The sequence below is a fragment of the Burkholderia mayonis genome, from assembly GCF_001523745.2.
Taxonomy (GTDB): domain Bacteria; phylum Pseudomonadota; class Gammaproteobacteria; order Burkholderiales; family Burkholderiaceae; genus Burkholderia; species Burkholderia mayonis.
On the sequence record NZ_CP013386.1, the window covers coordinates 1286139 to 1303878 of the forward strand.

At 66.3% G+C, this 17740-nt stretch carries 10 protein-coding genes and 2 pseudogenes; 7 read left to right on the forward strand and 5 right to left on the reverse strand.

The features are described from left to right. Positions 1-2: 2 nt before the first annotated feature. From WS70_RS06480 to WS70_RS06505, 5 genes and pseudogenes are all read right to left on the reverse strand, one after another. Entirely contained in the window at positions 3-1766 is a 1764-nt protein-coding gene (locus WS70_RS06480; RefSeq protein ID WP_059596535.1) for a ribonucleoside triphosphate reductase, read from the reverse strand. Positions 1767-2356: 590 nt separating this feature from the next. Next, positions 2357-3580 (reverse strand): NnrS family protein, encoded by a 1224-nt coding sequence (locus WS70_RS06490; RefSeq protein ID WP_059596549.1) that lies wholly within the window; start codon positions 3578-3580, stop codon positions 2357-2359. A 156-nt stretch (positions 3581-3736) separates the two neighbouring features. Next, positions 3737-4555, reverse strand: a pseudogene (locus WS70_RS06495) (hypothetical protein); the annotation flags it as partial. A gap of 118 nt (positions 4556-4673) precedes the next feature. Beyond that, complete coding sequence (locus WS70_RS06500; RefSeq protein WP_059596534.1) at positions 4674-6962, reverse strand: nitric-oxide reductase large subunit; 2289 nt, start codon at positions 6960-6962, stop codon at positions 4674-4676. Positions 6963-7598: 636 nt separating this feature from the next. Further along, positions 7599-8762, reverse strand: coding sequence for an alkane 1-monooxygenase (locus tag WS70_RS06505; protein ID WP_059473164.1), 1164 nt, complete (start codon positions 8760-8762; stop codon positions 7599-7601). Positions 8763-9182: 420 nt separating this feature from the next. On the opposite strand from WS70_RS06505, the pseudogene WS70_RS06510 reads away from it, so the two are divergent. The 7 genes and pseudogenes from WS70_RS06510 (at position 9183) to hutC (ending at position 17720) form a co-directional block, all read left to right on the forward strand. Next, a pseudogene (locus tag WS70_RS06510) lies at positions 9183-9877 on the forward strand (FAD-binding domain-containing protein). Positions 9878-10007: 130 nt separating this feature from the next. Next, positions 10008-10619, forward strand: coding sequence for an adenylyl-sulfate kinase (gene cysC, locus WS70_RS06515; RefSeq protein WP_059596533.1), 612 nt, complete (start codon positions 10008-10010; stop codon positions 10617-10619). An 815-nt stretch (positions 10620-11434) separates the two neighbouring features. Further along, entirely contained in the window at positions 11435-12148 is a 714-nt protein-coding gene (locus WS70_RS06520; protein WP_059473167.1) for an autoinducer binding domain-containing protein, read from the forward strand. Between the two features lie 944 nt (positions 12149-13092). After that, positions 13093-14103: an alpha/beta hydrolase family protein gene (locus WS70_RS06525; RefSeq protein WP_059473168.1), complete on the forward strand. Its 1011-nt coding sequence runs from the start codon at positions 13093-13095 to the stop codon at positions 14101-14103. Positions 14104-14208: 105 nt separating this feature from the next. Further along, complete coding sequence (locus WS70_RS06530) at positions 14209-15000, forward strand: 4'-phosphopantetheinyl transferase family protein (RefSeq protein WP_059473166.1); 792 nt, start codon at positions 14209-14211, stop codon at positions 14998-15000. A gap of 496 nt (positions 15001-15496) precedes the next feature. Then, positions 15497-17020, forward strand: coding sequence for a histidine ammonia-lyase (gene hutH, locus WS70_RS06535; RefSeq protein ID WP_059596532.1), 1524 nt, complete (start codon positions 15497-15499; stop codon positions 17018-17020). Between the two features lie 4 nt (positions 17021-17024). Next, a complete protein-coding gene (gene hutC, locus WS70_RS06540) occupies positions 17025-17720 on the forward strand; it encodes a histidine utilization repressor (protein WP_059471227.1) in 696 nt (231 codons plus the stop codon). Positions 17721-17740 lie beyond the last annotated feature (20 nt).

Here is a 17740-nt window from a genome sequence, read left to right on the forward strand (position 1 = left end):
GTTCAGGCTTCCATCGGTTGGGGGTGAGATAATTTGCGACGCAGCAGCGCTTCGTCGCACTTCGGGCAAAACGTGTGGCTGCCGGCGAGATAGCCGTGCGTCGGGCAGATCGAGAACGTCGGCGTGACGGTCAGATACGGCAGCGAGAAGCGGGTGAGCGCGCGCTTGACGAGCGTCCGGCACGCATCGGCGGACGACAGCGCCTCGGTCATGTAGAGGTGCAGCACCGTGCCGCCCGTGTACTTGCGCTGCAGATCGTCCTGGCGCTCGAGCGCCTCGAACGGATCGTCGGTGAAGCCCACCGGAAGCTGCGACGAGTTCGTGTAGTACGGCATCTGCGGCGCGCCGGCCTGCAGGATGTCCGGATAGCGGCGGCGGTCTTCCTTCGCGAAGCGATACGTCGTGCCTTCGGCGGGCGTCGCTTCGAGGTTGTACATGTGGCCGGTCTCTTCCTGATAGTCGACGATGCGCGCACGCACGTGGTCGAGCAGCCGCAGCGCGAACGCGTGGCCCCAGTCGGTCGTCAAGTCGTGCTCGTCGTGTGTGAAATTGCGGATCATCTCGTTGACGCCGTTCACGCCGAGTGTCGAAAAATGATTGCGCAGCGTGCCGAGATAACGCTTCGTATACGGGAAGAGCCCGTTGTCCATGTGATGCTGGATCACGTCGCGCTTGATCTCGAGACTGGTCTTGCCATGGTCGAGCAGCGCGTCGAGCCGCGCGAACAGCGCGCGCTCGTCGCCCGCGTGCAGATAACCGAGTCGCGCGCAATTCACGGTGACGACGCCGATCGACCCCGTCTGCTCGGCCGAGCCGAAGAGCCCGTTGCCGCGCTTCATCAGCTCGCGCAGGTCGAGCTGAAGCCGGCAGCACATCGAGCGGATCATGTTCGGCTTCAGCTCCGAATTGATGAAGTTCTGGAAGTATGGCAGCCCGTAGCGCGCGGTCATCTCGAACAGGCGCTCGGCATTCGGACTGTGCCAGTCGAAATCGGCCGTGATGTTGTACGTCGGGATCGGGAACGTGAACACGCGGCCCGCCGCGTCGCCAGCCTGCATCACGTCGATGTAGGCCTGGTTGATCATATCCATTTCGTCCTGCAGATCGCCGTACGTGAACGGCATCTCGTCGCCGGCGATCACGGGCGCCTGCTTGCGCAGATCGTCGGGGCAGGTCCAGTCGAACGTCAGGTTCGTAAACGGCGTCTGCGTGCCCCAGCGCGACGGTACGTTCAGGTTGTAGATCAGCTCCTGCACGGACTGCCGGACTTCGGCATAGGTGAGCGCGTCGCGACGCACGAACGGCGCCATGTACGTATCGAACGAACTGAACGCCTGTGCGCCCGCCCACTCGTTCTGCAGCGTGCCGAGGAAATTCACGATCTGGCCGACCGCGCTCGACATGTGCTTCGGCGGCCCCGACTCGACCTTGCCGGGCACGCCGTTCAGTCCTTCGGCGAGCAGCGTGCGCAGCGACCAGCCCGCGCAGTAGCCGGACAGCATGTCGAGATCGTGGATGTGCAGATCTGCGTTGCGATGCGCTTCGCCGACTTCGCCTGGATACACGTGGCTCAGCCAGTAATTCGCGATCACCTTGCCGGACACGTTCAGGATCAGGCCGCCGAGCGAGTAGCCCTGGTTCGCGTTTGCGTTGACGCGCCAGTCCTGCCGGTCCAGGTATTCGTTGATCGACGTCTCGACGTCGATCAACGGCTTGTCGCGCGACGTCGGGTTCGACGCGGCGGAAGGGAGCGTGGTCTCGGACAACGTGGGCCTCTTTCGTTGGTGGCACAAAATCTGGTGACTGGGTGAATGCTAAATACCAGATGTTGTATGGGTCAACGGCGATCCGGCGAAGTTTGGCGCGCGCTTGACGGCGATTAAGGCGCGGCGAATTAGGGCTGCGACATCGGCGACAGGGTTGCCGGACCGAAGGCGCCGCGGAGAAACGGATGGCCGAGTTTGTCGTGCTGCATCGACAGGACGACTTCGGCGCGCGTCGAACGGACGCTTGTCGGCGCGTGCGCGTTGCCGATGCACGATCGTCGGACATCCGAATGCGAGCGAAGCACGAGCAACGAATCAAGGGCTGCTTCGCATGCATGCAATTTCGAGCGGGCCGATTTGCCGTCGACGATGAGCCGGCTACAGCAGTGTGCGTCCGCACATTACGCGGTCTGCGATGAATGGCCGAAGAGGTCGACTCGCCGCAACCGCACGACGAATGACGCACGAATGACGAGCGACGAATAACAAACGATCCGCATTCGATGAACGGCGGGCGCTCCGCTTTCGGCACTACGACGAACGAGGCGGTTGAAAGGGAGCGTGGCGCGTGTAACCGTCGCGCAGCACGTTCACTTGCCGGATTTCGTGTCCGAACCGGATGGAATCACGGCGGGCGCCATCAGATGACCGGCATGGCGCGCCAGATAGACGACCAGCGCGGCGGACCATCCGATGCCGGCGACGACGAGCCACTGCGCGGTCGCGGCGGGAGCGAGCCACGGCCCGAGCACGCGTGCGAGCGTCGCGACGATCAGGAGCCCGTAGCAGACGCGTTCAGCGGCTCGTGCGACCTGTTCGCGTCCCGTGTGCTCGAGTGCGGTGCGCGTGATCATGCCGACGATCGCACAGCCGATCGCGCCCATCGTGAACATGTGCAGCGTGAGCGAATGCGCGACGAGGCCATACGCGCTCAAGCCGGTCAGTGCGAAGCCGGCCGCGATCGACGCATACGCGACGTGCAGGACCGACAGCATCGGCCGCCGCCCGACCGCCCAGAAGCGCCAGCCGACGAGCCGCGCCGCGTGCAGCGCGGCGGCCGTCCATGCGAGCGCGGCGATCGCCCAGGCGGGCGCGCCGGCCGCGTCGACCACGAGCGCCGCCAACGTGACCGGCATCACCGACGATTCGACGATCCGCCACTGCTTCACCGGCAACCGGGGCGGCGCGGCGGCCGTGATCGACGGGATGATGCGGCCGCCGATGATGACGATGAAGAGCACGAGGAAGCCCGCGGCAAGATCGGCGCAGCGCAGCGCCCATGCGGCGTGTCCTTGCCGGACCCCTATGTGAAATAGCGCGTTGAGCATGGCGAGCATGCCGAGCGCGACGGGCAGGAAGATCCCATGACGATTCTTCGCGCCGACCAGCGCGCGGACGAGCGCATAGGCGACCGCGGGCAGGAACGCGATGTCGACGGCCGCCGCGACCCAGCCGGGACCCGTCCACATCAGCACGCGGCCTGCGAGCCACAGCAGCCACAGCGCGACGAGCGACGGGCCTTGTGCGGGATTCGTCGATGTCCACGTGCGCACCGACGTCAGCAGGAAGCCGGACACGATCGCGCAGGCAAAGCCGAAGATCATTTCATGTGCGTGCCAGAAAAGGCCGCTCATCGGCGGCGCGTGGCCTGCCCAGTCGCGGCCCGCGAGCGCGCCGAGCCACGCGAGCATCGCGATCGCGCCGAAGCATGCGCCGCCCAGATAGAAGGGCCGGAAGCCGGTCGACCACAGCGCGCTGCGGCGGCCGTCCGGCTGCGCGAGCACGTTGCGGTCCGTCGAGCGGGCGAGCAGCATGACGTTCCCCTTTTCGATATGTTGCTTTCTTAATGCATCATATGGAAGAAACGCGCGCAAGCCCTGCGACAAGATTGCACGGCTGCGGCCTTGCTCGAGCGCAAGACCGCCGTGTCGGACCGTTGACACCACGGAGGTGGTGATCCAAAGGGGATGTTTGCCGATGTTTCGGCGCGTCTTCGCTTGACGCGCGAGCCCGATGCCGATCGCGAGCGTCACGGCGAAGCTCGCGATCGCGACGGCGGCGGCTTCACCGCCCGCGCGCCGCAGCGTGAACACATCGAGGAGGCCACCCGCGACGCGCAGCGCGACGGTCGCATGCAGTAGCGCGAGCGGCGCGTAGAAGAATGGCCGATATGCCACGCGCAACCGTGCGACGGCCGGCACGATGATCGGTGTGTGCCCGAGGATCATCGAGAACACGAAGCCGAGCGTGAGCGTGTGCAGGGCGGCGTCGTGCGCCGGATGGCCGGGCGCGAGCGCGCCGTCGAGACTGAGCGCGCCGCTCACGGCGAGCCGGCCATAGCCGGACAGCAGGCAGACGGCGACGAAGCGCGTGAGGCCGCGCTGGCGCACCGTGCGGCGCGCGATGTCGTAGCGAATCAGCCATAGCGCGAGCAGCAACTCGCCCGCACCGAATAGCCGCAGCGCGGGCAGCGGCTGCCACGGCGCGAGCGCCGCGGCGACGGGCAGCAGCGCCGCGATGCCGCGGAAGAGGGCGCTCGCGCTGCGCGGCAGTGGGCGCACGCGCGTGAGTTCGAGCCGCTCGGCGGCGATCGTCAGGATCAGGAACGCGAGCCACCATGGCACGGCCGAGGACGGATCGCCCGTCAGCAGCCAGACGACGTTGCCCGCCCGCCAGCACGCGACGCTTGCTGCGAGCATCCACAGAAACAGCGCCGTTTGCCGCCGCAGCACCGCGGCGCCGACGACGAGCGCGACGCTCGCTGCACCGATGAGCAGCGCGGCAGCGCGCGCTCGTCCGGCGTTTCGCTTCGGATTCTTGATGAATTGCACATGATTGGCCCCGAACGGAAGGAGAGGGAGAAGACCGGCCGCGCGTCGCGCGGCCGGCAAGTTCAGGTGACGATGCTTACGTGCGTTGCACGGTCTGTCCGACGGCGCATTCGTCGGGTCGCGACGGCGCGGGCCGGCGCAGCAGGCGCAGCGCGAACCATCCGAGATACAGCACGCCGAACGCGAACACGACGTCGCCCGGCACGCGCAGCCACACGAGTGCGTTCATGATCGGCGCATGCACGATCTCCGGCGAGCGCGCATACCAGAGACCTTTCGTCACGCTCGCATAGGCTTCATAGATGCCCGACGGCAGGATCGACAGGAACACCATCATGAAGAGGCCGACGTTGAGCAGCCAGAACGCGGGCTTGAGCAGGCTGTCGCTCCACGCGCTGCGAACGGTCATGCCGCGCAGGCAGAACAGCATGAGGCCGATGCCGAGCATCCCGTACACGCCGAACAGCGCGGCATGGCCGTGTGCGGGCGTCATGTTGAGGCCTTGCACGTAGTAGAGCGAGATCGGCGGATTGATCGAGAAGCCGAGCAGGCCCGCGCCGACGGTATTCCACACGCCGACCGCGACGAAGCAGAGGATCGCCCACTTGTACGACTGGATCCAGGGCGCGGCGTGCGACTTGCGATACGTCTGCCAGCCTTCGATGCCGACGAGCGCGAGCGGCACCACTTCGCACGCGGAGAACACGGCGCCCACCGCGATGATCGACGTCGTCGTGCCGGTGAAGTACAGATGGTGCAGCGTGCCGAGAATGCCGCCGAACAGGAACACGATCGTTTCCATCACGATCGCGCGATTCGCGCTTTCGAATCGGATGAGGCCGAGGCGCGCGAAGATGAGGGCGATCACCGCGGTCGCGAACACTTCGAAGAAGCCTTCGACCCACAGGTGCACGAGCCACCATCTCCAGTACTCGATCATCGAGTAGTGCGTGTTTTGCCCCCACGCGAGCGACGATGCATAGAAGAGCCCGATGCATGCGGCGGACAGGAACACCATGCCGATGAGGCCGCGGCCTTCGGTCGCCTTGTTCTTCAGCGCGGGCATCAGCGCGCGTCCCATCAGGAACAGCCAGAACAGCAGGCCGACGAAGAGCAGGATCTGCCAGACGCGGCCCATGCTCGTATAGGCGAGGCCCTGGTTGCCGATCCAGAACGCGTAGTTCGTGCCGAGATGCTTGAGCGAGCCGAGCCAGCCGGTGACGGTCGAGCCGACGACGATGAAGATCAGCGCCCAGAACAGCGCATCGACGCCGAGCTTCTGCAGGCGCGGTTCGCGGCCCGACAGGAGCGGCGAGATGTAGAGACCCGTTGCGAGCCACGCGGTCGCGATCCAAAGCACGCCGAACTGTGTGTGGATCGTGCGGCTCACGATCCACGGCAAGACGTCCGCGAGCGGAATGCCGAAGAAGCTGTGGCCTTCGACCGCATAGTGTGCGGTGATCGCGCCCATCAGAACCTGCGTGAGCAACAGGCCGATCACGACGTAGAAGTACTTCTTCGTCGCGCGCATCGACGGCGTCGGCTTCACGTTGACGAGCGGATCGTTCGTCGGCACGGCGAGCGGCGTGTCGTGCTCGCCGTGCGCGGTGTGATACCAGATCATCCCGGCGATCGCGCCGAGCAGGATGATCACGCTCGCGATCGACCACATGCCGTTCGCGGCCGTCGGCGTGTTGCCGACGAGCGGCTCGTGCGGCCAGTTGTTCGTGTACGTGATGCCCATTTCGCCCGGGCGGTCAGTCGTGGCCGACCATGCGGACCAGAAGAAGAACGACGCGAGTGCCGTGCGATCGGCCGCGCCCGGCACCGAGCCCGCCGTCATCGCGTATTGATCGCGCAGCGTGTCGAGCGACGAATCGGTGCCGAACAATGCTTCGTAGTGCTCGGCGACGCGTAGCGTCGCGGTGGCACGCGCGTCCGACAGCGTGAGGCGATTGCTTGCGGCGTCGTAGCGGTTCGTGCGCATTTCATGCTTCAGACGCGCATCGAGCATGCCTTGCTGATCGACCGGCAGCTTCGCGTACGGCGCGCCGAATTGCTGGCGCGCCCACGCTTCGCGCAGTTCGAGCGCTTCGCGATGCAGCCAGTCCGCCGACCAGTCCGGCGCGACGTAGCTGCCGTGGCCCCAGACGGTGCCGAGTTGCTGGCCGCCCGACGCGAGCCACACTTGCTGACCGCGCCTGATCTGCTCGCCAGTGAAAATGACGCGCCCATTTTCGCTGACGACCGCGTTCGGAATCGGCGGTGCGGTGAGATAGATGTCTCTGCCGAGCCATAGCAGGACGGCGAATGACGCGAGGCAGACGAGCCCGAGCCATGTCCATAGACGACGTGTGGAGCGCATGACCTCTCTCCTTCAAGAGGGTGGGATGTGGAGAAAACGTTCAATGCGACGGCGGTATGACGGGCCGTCGTTTTAACATGCACAACAAATGTATGTTTGTGTGGATGGTATGAGACGGGTATGCGCTTGTAAAGGCTCGATGCGGCGCCAGGGTGACGCGACGCGGTTGCGCCGCGCATGCGATCGGCCGTGAAGGCGTGCCGATATTGGGTCGCAGGGCGTCACGGCAAAGACGGCGTGTCAATTGGCCGCGGGCGGGTACGACGCCGCGAGGCGGGTTGCCGTGGCGGACGCGATCGCACGCAGTGCGGGCGAAGCGCGGAGCCGACGAGCCGAGCGTCTCGTGGTCGGAAAGAGAAGCCGCAATGGATGCGAGCGCGATGAGGCGGGGTGACGTTCAGCGCGAGGCGACGGACACGAAGCGGCGGCTGACCTGAACCAACGACCAGGAGCGGGCTTTAAGCGCGAGGGCGTGAAGACGAGAAAGTGCGGAAGATGATGAAGAGAAGCAAGGCAACCCGTGGCCGGATGCCGCGCCGTGCCCGTTCTGAACGACAAAAAAAGCCGTGGCGCGCGTCGACAGGGCGCACACGCGGCGCCTCATGCGGAGAACCGTCAGCGCGACGGCCCGCATCGTCACGTGTTCGCGACGGCCAGATCCGCGAGCACCTTCCGCCGGATCGAAGGCTTGATGTTCGATTGCGCCATGTTCGCGCCGTAGTGCGCGACGACGCGCGGATTCATCACCCTGAACCATAGCGGCGGCACGTATGCGAGCAGGATCATCGCCGCATAGCCGGCGGGCAATTGAGGCGAATCGTCGAAGTGCCGCAGCGCCTGATACGAGCGCGTCGGATTCGCGTGATGGTCGGCGTGGCGCTGCAACTGATAGAGGAACAGATTGGTCACCACATGGTTGCTGTTCCACGAATGCTGCGGCGTGCAGCGCTCGTAGCGCCCGGTCGGCAACTGCTTGCGGCCGAGTCCGTAGTGCTCGACGTAGTTCACGACTTCGAGCAGCGATGCGCCGTACGCCGCCTGGATCAGCAGGAACGGGATCACCTTCGTGCCGCCGAACGCGATCGCGGCGCCCCACAGCGCGACCGTCATCGCCCACGCCTGCAACACTTCGTTGCGCCACGACAAGGCCGAGCGGCCGCTGCGCGCGAGCCGCTCCCGTTCGAGCCGCCACGCGGACGCGACGCTGCCGGCCACGGTGCGCGGCAAGAATGCCCAGAACGATTCTCCGTAGCGCGCGCTCGCGGGATCGTTCGGCGTCGCGACGCGCACGTGATGGCCGCGATTGTGCTCGACGAAGAAATGGCCGTACGCAACGGGCGCGAGCGTGATCTTCGCGAGCCAGCGCTCGAACGGGCTCGTCTTGTGGCCGAGCTCGTGCGCAGTGTTGATCGAGATGCCGGTCGCCGCGCCGAGCGACAGCGCGAAGCCGAGATAGTCGTACCACGCGAGCGACTGCGTGCTCACGATCCACATCGCGCCCGCGAATGCGACGTAGACGATGAAGGTCGCGAGATAGACGACGTAGCGGTAGTAGCGGTCGCTTTCGAGCCGAGGCACGACGGCGTCAGGCGGATTCTCGCTGTCGACGCCGATCAGCATGTCGAGAACCGGAATGACGCCGAACGCGAAGAGCGGCCCGAACCACCAGAAGATGTGCCAGCCGGTCGACAGTGCGAGGAACGCGGCCAGGAGCGGCAGCGTGATCGTCAGCGCGCCGAGCAGCCACCAATAGCGCTTCGTGTCGGTCCAGGCCGTTGATGCCGGTTGCTGAATTGCCATTGTCACCCTCCATGTTGGGTACCGATTGTGTTGTGCTCCGGTTTATTGCGTACGCAAGCGATTGTCGCTCGCGCCGACGAGTTCATGCCCGTTGCGCTGATTTATACGTGCACAATGATCGTTCAGCCAAACATTCGGATTAGGGCGCAGCCTCCAAACAGCGAAGCTTCCGGGGGCGCCGCCATGTCGCTTGCGTCGAGCGACGATTCAAACATCCGTGTAATCCATGATTGCGGAACGAATGGCGTATAAAACCGAGGGTAATTCCGTATATTTGGGGGCGGCGCAAGAAGCATGAAAGATCGCTACTGAGCGGGTTTTTCCCGCATGGCGAGCTTATTCGCCGTTCCCGCGCCGCACTCGCCTCGATACAGTCCGCAATCACGATTTTTCGTTTTTCTTTCGCGGAGGTCTGCCCCCTTGTCCGCCGCTTTCTCGATCGCTCACGCCGTCGTCCGGTTTCGCGACGATCTGCGCGTGTCCGATCATCCCGCGCTCGTGCGTGCCGCCGAGTCGGGACGTCCCGTGATCGGCGCGTACGTGTTCGACGAGCGCGCCGGTGCGCGTCCGCTGGGTGGCGCGGCGCGCTGGCGGCTGCACGGATCGCTGCGCGCGCTCGACGCGGCGCTCGCCGCATGGCGGCGCCGCGCAACCGGCTATCCGTTCGTCGACGCCGGTATGCGCGAGCTATGGGCGACGGGCTGGATGCACAACCGTGCGCGGATGGTATGCGCACCGTTCCTCGTCAAACATTTGCTGATCGACTGACGCGAAGGCGACGCGTGGTTCTGCGATACGCTCGTCGACGCGGACGCCGCGTCGAACGCGGCGAACTGGCAGCGGGTCGCGGGTTGCGGCGCGGACGCCGCGCCATATTTCCGGATCTTCAATCCGATTGCGCAGGGGAAGAAGTCCGACCCGGACGGCGCGTACGTGCGGCGCTGGGTGCCGAACTGGCCGGCCTGCCGGCGAACGCGATCCACGAGCCGTGGGTCGCGCCGTCCGCGCAACTCGCCGCAGCGGGCGTGCGGCTCGGCGATACCTATCCGCTGCCGATCATCGCTCACGACGCCGCGCGCAAGCGGGCGCTCGATGCATTGGTGACCGTAAAATGAATCCTGATCTGGTGCATTTAATTTTTTGTAATTAATATGGCCGAAATATTTCGAAAAGACCGCATTTTTGATCTCTTTCAGTTGTTAAACTCTCGCTTCGTGCTAGGAGGAGCTTGATAGAGGCGAATGCATGGACATGAAGGACGGTTTTCCGCCGGAGGCGATCGCTCCGGTCGTGTGGATGACGGGGTTGTCGGGGGCCGGCAAGACGACGACTGCGAATGCTCTGCTGAGCCGGCTGCTCGAGAGCGGCGCGAAGGCGATCGTGCTCGACGGTGATACGCTGCGCACCGGTCTGTGCTCGGATCTCGGCTTTTCGGACGCCGACAGGATGGAGAACATTCGCCGCTTCGCGCACGTCGCGAAGCTGTTCCAGCGCGAAGGCTACGTCGTCGTCGTTGCGACGATCTCGCCGCTGAGGGCGCATCGTGATCTCGCACGCTCGATCGTCGGGAACGGTTTTTTCGAGGCCTATGTGTCGACGCCGCTCGAAGTGTGCCGCGCGCGCGATCCGAAGGGGATGTACGCGCGCGCCGAGCAAGGGCGTTTGATGCAGTTCACGGGCGTGTCGAGTGCCTACGAGCCGCCTGTCGCACCCGACATCTCGATCGACACGACGAACTGCAGCGTCGCGTTTTCGCTCGGCGAAGTCATGGCGCAGCTCGACCAGGTGGCCGTGCTGCCGGCGCGGCTCGCTGCGGCCGTGTCCGTGCCATTCCCGGCTGCGCTTCCCGCCGGCTGACGATTGTTCGGCTGACGAAGCATCCGGCCTGCCGCCGCGCAGCAGGCAACACCCAGTGTGCATGGCATGCAGGGTTCTGTCGCCGCGCTTCCTTTCTGTTTTCCAATTCATTGACGAGCGTGCCGGCGCGCTGCTTCGCTTCCCGAGCGTTCGCTCCGCGCCAGGTCACGTCGCCCACCGATGACGATATCGACGCCGTGCAAAGGCGCCTGCGCAACTCGCGCAGGCAGCCGACTGCATGCGGTCATCCAACGCGGTCATCCATCGTCTGCCGCGACCCGCGCGGCTCGCATCACAGGGCCGGTCGACATGGCCGAACGCATATTGCGGTGCGGCGAGCGCGCGTTGTTTTTCTTTTAAGCCATGCGATTGCGCCTATCGCGAAATTCACCTGGTTTCACTCTGCGGTTAAAAAAGAGACATCGCGCGAGCTTCGCGCTGCGCGCGTGCCGACGAGTCCGAGCGAGACGCGTTGCTCGTTCCGCCGGCGCATCCGCAACGGTGTTTTTCGAGATATCCGCAGTGACGCACGTGAATAATCAATAGAAGCATTGAGCGATCCCGTCGCCTATTCGAGCCGCGTATGGGCCCGTTTTACCGAATGAAAAAATCTCATTTGCCCGAATGAGATCGCGCATGTGTAATTCGAATCGAATTACACGAAAACACGAGCTGAAAAAGCACAATCATAAAAATCACGCTGATCATTCGGGCCGGCTGATTTGCCTCGCATCGATACATTGGACGCGGCGCTTCGCGCCGCCGACGCGCGAGACTTCGGCTTGCCCGGACATGGAGATCCGATGAGGGCGGCGATGGGGAATTGGGCAGAGGACCTGCTGGCGGGGCTGGACGGCGCCCGATCCGAGGAAGAAGCGTTTCGGAGCATCGAAGCCGCCACTACGGCTCTCGACTTCGAATACTGCGCGTATGCGCTGCGCGTGCCGTGGCCGCTGTCGAGGCCGCGAATCGAGACGCGCAGCAATTTTCCCGAGCAATGGAAGCGGCGCTACGGAGAGGCGGGCTTTCTCGACGTCGATCCGATCCTCGCGCATGGCCGCCGGTCGCAGCAGCCGATCGTCCTGACCGAGGCGCTGTTCGCGTCCGCGCATCAGATGTGGGTCGAGGCGCAATCGTTCGGACTGCGGTTCGGCTGGGCGCAGTCGAACTTCGACGCATACGGCGGCATGGGCATGCTCGCGCTCGTCCGCTCGAGCGAGCCGATGACGGAAGCGGAGCTCGACGCGAAGGAGTACCGGATGCGCTGGCTCGTGCGTACCGCGCACGCCGCGCTCGGCCGCATGATGCTGCCGAAGCTGATGGCGGATCCGGAGCGCGGTCTGACCGAGCGCGAGGTCGAGGTGCTCAAGTGGGCAGCGGACGGCAAGACGTCTGGCGAGATCTCGAAGATTCTCGCGATCTCCGTCGATACGGTGAACTTCCACGTGAAGAACGCAATCCTCAAGCTCAGGACCGCGAACAAGACGGCTGCCGTCGTGCGCGCGGCGATGCTCGGGTTGCTGAGTTGAGCGGCGTCGCATCGCGCGTGCGCGGGCGGGTCCGGATTGGCGAGTCGCGCGCGGTATCGTTGATGGACGTGAGAGGGCGAGGCTGCCGGATCGGCGGCCGATTGTTCTTGTAGCGAATACGTGCGTGGCGGCTACTGGTGCGATGCGCGCGTCTCGGCATCGAAGCTTGAACGCCCGTCTCCGAATGCCCAACTTCGAATTCCGCGATTAACGACGGCGCTTCCGCATCTTCAGCGTCCGCGCGTCATGGCATCCGTTATCGCGCTCTGCTGATGGATTCATGCGCGATGATGTCGTTTCCCGTGTCTTTGCGCGGTGTCCGATCATCGGTTCCCGAACAGCCGAATTTCGACGCATCGGCGCGCCGCCGCAACGCCGCATCGGACGGCGATCCCACTGATCTTCGACGCGGCGCTCGTTTAGCGCGAATCGGCGTTCGCACGGCGTTGCTACCGCTTGCTTTGGAGAAGGGCGCATATATTCTGCCGCGCGCGTCGCGCGTCGCGCGTCGCGCGTCGTGTGCGTCCCGTGTTCCTCGCCGGCATATCGCACGATTCCGGCACCGCACTGCTGCTTTTCTGCAAATCGAGTAACGTATCGTTGCGGCTTCCCGAACCGTCCGGCTGCGGGCATTACCTGTGCGATAGGCGATTCCGGAAGCGCGCGGCTGCGCGATGTTCTCCCGGCCGAGTGCGAGGCGGCGAAACGCAGAAGCTGAGCAGATGGCGGCGCACGCGCGGCGTACACACGAATACGCGCGCTTGTTTTCGCGCGCCGATCTCGCGCGCCGGCGCCGCGCCGCGAAGCCACCCGATTTCGGCGAGCGAACACTGGACGTTCGCCTGCCGATCCGTCGAAAACCGAAACAACGACGGCTGCCGCCGGCCGGCGCTTCGTGCGGCCGCGCGGCGCGCCGTCTCGATACGACCGTCACAGGAGACGACATGCCGGATCAGCAGCCCGACGCCATTCCGCCCGAGCCTTTCGTCGCGCCGGCGGCCGACGGCTTTCCCGTGCGCGGCTTCGCGTGGCGGCATCGCGGCCCGGCGGCCGGCAGGCCGGTGACGGTCGTCAATTGCGCGACATCCGTGCGCTGCCGCTACTACTTCCGTTTCGCCGCCTATCTGTTCAGCCACGGCAGCGACGTGCTCGTCTACGACTATCGCGGCATCGGCGAATCGCGGCCCGACGCGCTCGCCGGCTTTCGCGCGAGCTGGCTCGACTGGGGACGTCTCGATTGCGACGCGGTCCTGCAATACGCGTCACGCACGTTTCCGGGCCAGCCGGTCGACGTCGTCGCGCACAGCGTCGGCGGGGTCACGCTCGGGCTCGCCGCGTCGAACGCGCTCGTGCGGCGCGCGTTCACGGTCGGCGCGCAATATGCATACTGGCGCGATTACAAGGGCTCGCATCGACTGCGGATGCTGATCAAATGGCATCTGCTGATGCCCGTCATCGCGCGCCTGTTCGGCTACGTTCCCGCCAAGCGGCTCGGCTGGATGGAGGACACGCCGCGCGGCGTCGCGCTGTCGTGGTGCCGCAGCCGGCCGCGCTTCGAAGACGCGTACGTGCGCGCGCCGATCGCGGAGACGGCCGACGCGCGGCGCGATCTCGTCGAGCGCTTCGCGCGCCTGAGCGCGCCGGTGCTCGCCGTCGGGCTGTCAGACGACGAATTCGGCACCGTCGAGGCAGTCGAACGTCTGCTCGGCTATTACACACGCAGCGCGATCACGCATCTGCGGATCGCGCCCGAGCAGATCGGTGCGGCGTCCGTCGGGCATTTCGCGTTTTTTCACAGCCGTTTCGAGCAGACGCTCTGGCCGATCGCGCTCGGCTGGCTGAAGACGGGCGAGCTCGCGCCCGATGCGCCGGGCGACGTCCATCGGCAGCCGTCCGCGCACGAGCGCGGCCGCGTGGTGCGCGCGGAGGAGGGCGGCCGGGCGGCGACCGGTTGAGCGGCGTGCGTCGGTCGCGGTCGGCTCGACTCGGCGCGACTCGGCGCGCGAAGATCCGTTACCATCGAGCGCTTTCCATTCCATGCACGACGTGCACCGCCGCCGATGCGCCAGCCGACCGACGCCGCTTTGCCGCTCACGTACGACGACGCCTACCGCGTCGTCGAGCTGTCGCCGCCCGCAGCGGCGCAGCGCGCCGGCGTGCGGCTCGTGCGGCTGGATTTCGATCTCGCTGCGGCGCGCGGCACGCGCGCGCTGGAACAGTTGAACGACGCCGAGCGCGAGCGCGCCCGCCGTTTCGTTCGCGCGGAGGACACGCTGCGCAGCGCGGCGACGCGCGCCGTGTTGCGCAGCCTGATCGGCGCGGCGCTCGGCCTGCCGCCCGCCGAGCTGCGGATTGCCGCCGACGCATCCGGCCGGCCGCAGCTCGCGCCCGAGCACGCGGCGCTTGCGCCGACGCTCGACTTCAACGTGTCGCATTCCGGCGCGCACGCGCTGATCGCTTGGAGCCGCGCGGCGCGCGTCGGCGTCGACATCGAGGAGCGGCGCGCGGGCGTCGACTGGCAGTCGCTCGGCCGCGCGGTGTTCGCGCCCGCCGACGCAGCGGCGATCGACAGGCTGCCCGTCGGCGAGCGCGAAGCGGCGTTCTATCGCGTGTGGGCGGCGAAGGAGGCGTTCCTGAAAGCGCTCGGCACGGGGATCGGCGGCGGCTTGACCGCGTTTTCGGTGCTCGACGGCGGGGCGCCGTCGATCGAGACGGCCGCGCCCGCCGTCGGCATCGTCGAGCCGACGGCGCCGGCGAGCGGCGCGGCGGCGTTCGATGCCGCCTGGCTCGACGCGCCAGCCGGCTACGCCGCGTGCGTCGCGTGGCGGCGCGCGGGAGGCGGCGCGTTCTAGCGGAGATCTGTTTCGCGGCGATTCGTCGAGCGAGTCGCACGAATCGTCAGCGGCTTGAATCGTCCGCGCTGTCCGGATCGTCGGCCCGCTCGAATCATCCTGGGTTGTCCGGATCGTTCGAGTTCGCTCGGGCGTCAACGCATCACCGTAATCACCGCATCGCGCGCGGCCGCCGGTGACTCGCGGCTTTGCATGTCGATAGCGAGGCGATACGTGGCGGCAGCCGTCGGAGCAAGCCTCTACGCCACCGTAATCCACGTCACCGATCTCGGCGATCGAAAGCCTCGCCGTAGCTCGCCAGCCATTCCGGCATCCCCAGCTTCCCCGGCGTCGAGCCCGCTCCGGCCCGTCCGGCCACTTCGTCCCCGATCCGACTGCGCACCTCGCCGGGCTAGGGGAAACTCCTAGTCCGGATTTTTGAAAAACAAGTTGTCTATACAACATCGAGTCACTACACTTCATCTCACTCCGAAACTTGTATAGACAGGACCCCTTCATGATCACGCTGACCCCAGGCCGCCTGACTCTCCCGCAACTGCGCCGGATCGCCCGCGAGAACGTGCAGATCGTGCTCGATCCCGCGAGCTTCGCCGCGATCGATCGGGGCGCGCAAGCCGTCGCCGACATTGCCGCGAAGGGCGAGCCGGCCTACGGCATCAACACGGGCTTCGGACGCCTCGCGAGCACGCACATCCCGCACGACCAGCTCGAGCTGCTGCAGAAGAACCTCGTGCTGTCGCATGCGGTGGGCGTCGGCGAGCCGATGTCGCGTCCCGTCGTGCGCCTCCTGATCGCGCTCAAGCTGTCGAGCCTCGGCCGCGGCCACTCGGGCATCCGCCGCGTCGTGATGGACGCGCTCATCAAGCTGTTCAACGCCGACGTGTTGCCGCTCATCCCGGTCAAGGGCTCGGTCGGCGCGTCGGGCGATCTCGCGCCGCTCGCGCACATGTCCGCGGTGTTGCTCGGCATCGGCGAAGTGTTCATCCGCGGCGAGCGCGCGAGCGCGACGGATGGCCTGCGCGTCGCGGGCCTCGCGCCGCTCACGCTCGAGGCGAAGGAAGGGCTCGCGCTCCTGAACGGCACGCAGGCGTCGACCGCGCTCGCGCTCGACAACCTGTTCGCGATCGAAGACCTGTACCGCACGGCGCTCGTGTCGGGCGCGCTGTCGGTCGACGCGGCGGCGGGCTCGGTGAAGCCGTTCGACGCGCGCATCCACGAGCTGCGCGGCCATCGCGGCCAGATCGACGCGGCGGGCGCGTACCGCTCGCTTCTCGAAGGCTCGGCGATCAACGTGTCGCACCGCGACTGCGACAAGGTGCAGGACCCGTACAGCCTGCGCTGCCAGCCGCAGGTGATGGGCGCGTGCCTCGACCAGATGCGCCACGCGGCCGGCGTGCTGCTGATCGAAGCGAACGCGGTGTCGGACAACCCGCTGATCTTCCCGGACACGAGCGAAGTGCTGTCGGGCGGCAACTTCCACGCGGAGCCCGTCGCGTTCGCGGCCGACAACCTCGCGCTCGCGGCGGCCGAGATCGGCGCGCTCGCCGAGCGCCGGATCGCGCTGCTGATCGACGCGACGCTGTCGGGCCTGCCGCCTTTCCTCGTCAAGGACGGCGGCGTGAACTCGGGCTTCATGATCGCGCACGTGACGGCCGCCGCGCTCGCGTCGGAGAACAAGACGCTCGCGCATCCGGCCTCGGTCGATTCGCTGCCGACTTCGGCGAACCAGGAAGACCACGTGTCGATGGCGACGTTCGCCGCGCGCAAGCTCGCCGACATCGCGGACAACACCGCACACATCCTCGCGATCGAGCTGCTCGCCGCCGCGCAGGGCGTCGACCTGCGCGCGCCGCACGAAACGAGCCCCGCGCTGCAAAAGGCGATGAAGGCGATCCGCACGGACGTCGCGCACTACGACCTCGACCACTACTTCGCGCCGGACATCGCGGTGATCGCGCAGCGCGTGCGCGAGCGCGCGTTCGCGAAGCTGAGCCCGCTCGCGTTCGAGTCGGAACAATAAGACGATGAGCACGCCCGCCTATCAGGAAATCAAGGACTTCATCCTCGATCGCATTCACGCCGGCGAATGGGCGGAAGGCGATCAGGTGCCGTCCGAGAACGAGCTCGCGCGCGAATTCAAGGTCGCGCGGATGACCGTCAACCGCGCACTGCGCGAACTGACGGCCGAGCAGGTGCTCACGCGCATCCAGGGGGCGGGCACCTTCGTCGCGCGGCCGAAGTACGAATCGACGCTCGTCGCGATCCGCAGCATCTCCGACGAGATCGCCGCGCGCGGCCACAAGCACCACGCGCGCGTGCTCGACCTCGTCACGATGAAGGCCGACGAAGGGCTCGCCGACGAGATGCAGGTGCCGCTCAACACGAAGATCTTCCGCTCGGCGATGCTGCACTACGAGAACGACGAGCCGGTCCAGCTCGAAGAGCGCTGGGTCAATCCGGCCGTCGCCGCGGACTACGCGGACCAGGATTTCTCGACGATCACGCCGAACCAGTACCTGATGCGCGTCGCGCCGCTGCAGCGCGTCGAGTACCGGATCGAGGCGGCGATGCCCGACCGTGCGATGCGCGAGCAGCTCGAGACGGGCGAGACCGAGCCGTGCCTCGTGCTGCATCGGCGCACGTGGTCGCAAGGCGTCGTCGCGTCGGTCGTGAATCTCTGGCATCCGGGCAGCCGCTATCGCTTCACAGGTCATTTCTGAACGCTTAACGAACCCTCACA